Genomic DNA, 462 nt, shown 5'->3' with positions numbered 1-462 from the left:
AGCACCAGGCGGCGGTCGCCGATGCGGCTTTCCAGCGCGCTCTGGATGAAGGGCAGCTCGCCCTCGAACTGGACGTCCACGACGGCGCCGAGAATCTGGCTGACGCGGCCCACATTGTTGTTCGCCATCTTTTCGGCTCCTCAGTTTCGCGAAATCAGACGGCTTCGGCGCCGGAGATGATTTCGATCAGTTCTTTGGTGATGTTCGCCTGACGCGTGCGGTTGTAGTTCAGCGTCAGCCGGTTGATCATGTCGCCCGCGTTGCGGGTGGCGTTGTCCATGGCGGTCATCTGCGCGCCGTAGAACCCGGCGTTGCTCTCCAGCATGGCGCGGTAGAGCTGCACGGTGATGTTCTGCGGCACGAGGCGCGCCAGGATCGCCTCCTCGTCGGGCTCGAACTCATACATCGCCTTCGGGCCGGCATCGGCGCTGGCCGGGGGCACGGGAAGCGGAATGATCTGCG

The 462-nt window shown here is 64.3% G+C and carries 1 protein-coding gene; it reads right to left on the bottom strand.

From position 1 onward, the window contains the following. Positions 1 to 154: 154 nt before the first annotated feature. The coding region (locus R5H29_RS22155) for a F0F1 ATP synthase subunit gamma (protein ID WP_332329866.1) at positions 155 to 462 on the bottom strand (308 nt) is incomplete at its 5' end.

It is taken from the genome of Stenotrophomonas sp. A3_2 (assembly GCF_036624925.1).
GTDB classification, from domain to species: Bacteria; Pseudomonadota; Gammaproteobacteria; order Xanthomonadales; family Xanthomonadaceae; genus Stenotrophomonas; species Stenotrophomonas hibiscicola.
This window is presented reverse-complemented; position numbering and strand designations above follow the sequence as displayed.